The organism is Streptomyces sp. ATLC9, assembly GCF_057196705.1.
In genome coordinates, this window is sequence record NZ_JBXUOY010000394.1 from 1 (window position 1) to 3,697 (window position 3,697).

The 3,697-nt window shown below is 72.0% G+C and carries 3 protein-coding genes and 1 pseudogene; all 4 read left to right on the forward strand.

Annotated features, from left to right (window positions below):
- A partial coding sequence (locus AC2CJA_RS25275) for a tetratricopeptide repeat protein (RefSeq protein ID WP_484604989.1) occupies positions 1-535 on the forward strand: 535 nt, incomplete at its 5' end.
- Positions 536-717: 182 nt separating this feature from the next.
- Entirely contained in the window at positions 718-1,833 is a 1,116-nt protein-coding gene (gene ald, locus AC2CJA_RS25280; protein ID WP_484604991.1) for an alanine dehydrogenase, read from the forward strand.
- 461 nt (positions 1,834-2,294) lie between these two features.
- Positions 2,295-3,434: a ParA family protein gene (locus AC2CJA_RS25285; RefSeq protein ID WP_484604990.1), complete on the forward strand. Its 1,140-nt coding sequence runs from the start codon at positions 2,295-2,297 to the stop codon at positions 3,432-3,434.
- A pseudogene (locus tag AC2CJA_RS25290) lies at positions 3,431-3,697 on the forward strand (hypothetical protein); the annotation flags it as partial. The gene AC2CJA_RS25285 and the pseudogene AC2CJA_RS25290, both read left to right, overlap by 4 nt.

Sequence of the window (3,697 nt, forward strand, 5' to 3'; positions counted from 1 at the left end):
GCTGGAGGCCGCCCGGGCCGACGGCGGGTGCGGCGGCGACCGGAGCGCGGCGGCGGCCGCGCGGGCGATGGAGTGTCTGGGCGACACCTACGCGCACCTGGGCGACGACCGGCGCGCCGGCGACTGGTACGGCCGGGCGCTGGCGCTGTGCCAGACCCGTGGCGTACCGGCCGACGAGGCCCGGCTGCACGGGCTGATCGGGGCCGCGTGTCTGCGCGAGGGACGCTGGGAGGAGGCCCTGCGCGCCTGGCGGGCCTGCGCCGCGGCCTGCCGGAGGCTGCGGGACGGGGAGGCGTACGCGCGGGCGCTGGAGGAGGTGGCCGGGGTCCAGGAGTACGCGGGCCGTACCGAGGAGGCACGGCGCACCCGCCGCCGGGCGCTGCGGTGGCGGCGCCCGGGAGCGGCGCGCGAGGACGGGACGACGGGCGGGGACGCGGGCGGGGGAGACGCCGCCCGTTCGCGCCCCGCGGCGGCGCGGTGGATCCTGGGAGGAGCCCCGCGCACTGCCGAGAAGGGCAGTTGGCCTGCGAAATAGGCGGCGATCCTTGAAAAAATTGACCCTTTGCAAGGCTGGACAGAGAGAAACCCTTCATTAAACTGGCCGAGCTGCGGCCACTCGACCGCATCCGACATTTACCCCATGTACCGGTGCGGTGGGGTGGGCCCCGGTCCATTCCGCAACCATGACACCCCCACGAGACAAGGACCGTGATCGACGTGAAGGTCGGCATTCCCCGCGAAGTCAAGAACAACGAGTTCCGCGTGGCCATCACCCCGGCCGGTGTGCACGAGCTCGTACGCAACGGGCACCAGGTCCACGTGGAGCGGAGCGCCGGTGAGGGCTCCTCCATCCCCGACCGGGAGTACGCCGAGGCCGGCGCCGTCGTCCTGGACGGCGCCGACGAGGTGTGGGCCACCGCCGAGCTGCTGCTGAAGGTCAAGGAGCCGGTCGCCGAGGAGTACCACCGGCTGCGCAAGGACCAGACCCTGTTCACCTACCTCCACCTGGCCGCCTCCGGCGAGTGCACCGACGCGCTGCTGCGCTCGGGCACCACCGCCATCGCCTACGAGACGGTGGAGACCGCCGACCGCGCGCTGCCCCTGCTGGCGCCGATGTCGGAGGTCGCGGGTCGGATCGCCCCGCAGGTGGGCGCGTACCACCTGATGCGCTCCGCCGGCGGCCGCGGGGTGCTGCCCGGCGGCGTGCCGGGCGTCGCGCCGAGCCGGGCCGTGGTCATAGGCGGCGGAGTCTCGGGCTGGAACGCCACCCAGATCGCCGTCGGCATGGGCTTCCACGTCACCCTGCTCGACAAGGACGTGCGCAAGCTGCGCGAGGCCGACCGGATCTTCGGCACCCGGGTGCGGACGGTCACCTCCAACGCGTACGAGCTGGAGAAGGCCGTCCTCGACGCCGACCTGGTCGTCGGCGCCGTGCTGATCCCGGGCGCCAAGGCGCCGAAGCTGGTCACCAACGAACTGGTGTCGCGGATGAAGCCGGGCAGCGTCCTCGTCGACATCGCGATCGACCAGGGCGGCTGCTTCGAGGACTCGCGCCCCACCACCCACGCGGAGCCGGCCTTCACCGTCCACGACTCGGTCTTCTACTGCGTCGCCAACATGCCCGGCGCGGTGCCGAGCACCTCGACGTACGCGCTGACCAACGCCACGCTGCCGTACATCGTCGAACTGGCCAACCGCGGCTGGCGCGACGCCCTGCGCCGCGACCCCGCGCTCGCCAGGGGCCTCAACGTCCACGACGGCGAGGTGGCCTACGGCCCGGTCGCCGAGGCGCACGGGCTGCCGGTGCGCGAGCCGGCCGCGCTGCTCGGCTGACGGCGGCGGTCGGTCGCCGGGTCGCGACAGAGTAGACAAGTCGTCATACGAAGTACCGGTGACGGTCAACCGTGTGCGTCAACCTCACCCGTCAACACCGCCATCGCCCTTCCACCGGCCGGGACCCGGGTCCTCCGGGTTCCGGCCGGCGGTTTCGCCTGTCCGCGGGGGAGTCGGGCCGACGTGACGTCAACTCGTCGCGATCGTTGCGCTTCGCCCCTTTCGCGCCCTCGGAAGACCTCGTCCGTGCGGCTGTTACGCCCTTGACAGACGGATACATGGTTGCCGACACATCCGGCCGTCCGGGGCGGATTGTGTTGCTGCGGACGGCCGACACGCCATAGAGTCGCCAGGCATCGGCATGGTGCCACGCTGACCTGTCTAGAAGTTTCCTGGTCACCAAGGAGGTAGGACGACTTGTGAATGAGTCGACATTTACTCCCCCGGGTGGTCGACCGGGAATGCCTTCGCGGGGCGAAGCCCCCTCCGGACTCAAAGCCGTCGGCTCCGTCGCTGTCCAGACTTTCGCAGCCCACCAGAACCAGGCGAGCATGACAGCCAATCAGAGCATGGACGGCCACCGAGCGAACGCCATGGCCGCCGACCGCAGGGGCGGCGAGACCGGCCTGCCGGCCGACCACGCGGACCCCCACTACGAGGAACTCCCCGAGGGACACTTCTACGACCCCGACGCGGAGTACGAACCCGACCCCGAGTACGCGGCCACCCTCGCGCCCGACGCCGCCCGCCAGCGCCGTGAGCGCGTCGGGCCGACGGGCCGGCCGCTGCCGTACTTCCCGATCCCCGGCCCGGTCGCCGAGCACGGGCCGGCGAAGATCATCGCGATGTGCAACCAGAAGGGCGGGGTGGGCAAGACCACCTCGACCATCAACCTGGGCGCCGCACTGGCCGAGTACGGCCGCCGGGTGCTGCTGGTGGACTTCGACCCCCAGGGCGCCCTCTCCGTCGGCCTCGGCGTCAACCCGATGGAGCTGGACCTGACCGTCTACAACCTGCTCATGGAGCGGGGCATGTCGGCGGACGAGGTGCTGCTGAAGACGGCCGTGGCAGGCATGGACCTGCTGCCCAGCAACATCGACCTGTCCGCGGCCGAGGTGCAGCTCGTCAGCGAGGTCGCCCGCGAGTCGACGCTCCAGCGCGCCCTGACGCCGCTGCTGCCCGACTACGACTTCATCGTCATCGACTGCCAGCCGTCCCTCGGTCTGCTCACCGTCAACGCGCTGACCGCCGCGCACAAGGTGATCGTGCCGCTGGAGTGCGAGTTCTTCGCGCTGCGCGGGGTGGCGCTGCTGACCGAGACGATCGAGAAGGTCCAGGAGCGGCTCAACCCGGAACTGGAGCTCGACGGCATCCTGGCGACGATGTACGACTCGCGCACCGTGCACAGCAGGGAGGTGCTCGCGCGCGTGGTCGAGGCGTTCGACGACAACGTGTACCACACCGTCATCGGGCGCACGGTACGTTTCCCGGAGACCACGGTCGCCGGCGAGCCGATCACCACCTACGCCTCCAACTCCGTCGGCGCCGCCGCCTACCGCCAGCTCGCCAGGGAGGTGCTCGCCCGGTGCCACGCCGAGTGAGTCTCCCGGCAGCCGACGAACTGTTCCGTTCCACCGGAGGGTCCCCGGTCCAGCCGTCGACCCCCCAGCAGCACACCGGAGGCGACGCCTCCTCCTCCCGGCTGCCGGCTCCGGCGGGCGAGCAGGGGACCGCGGCCGAGCAGGGGCCCGCTCCTCCGGGCGACGGCCCGCAGCGGCCGGCGGGCACCACCGCGGCCCCCGAGGCCGGTGGCCGCGAGCCCCGGCAGACCCCGGTACCCGGCCAGAACACCGGGCGCGGAGGC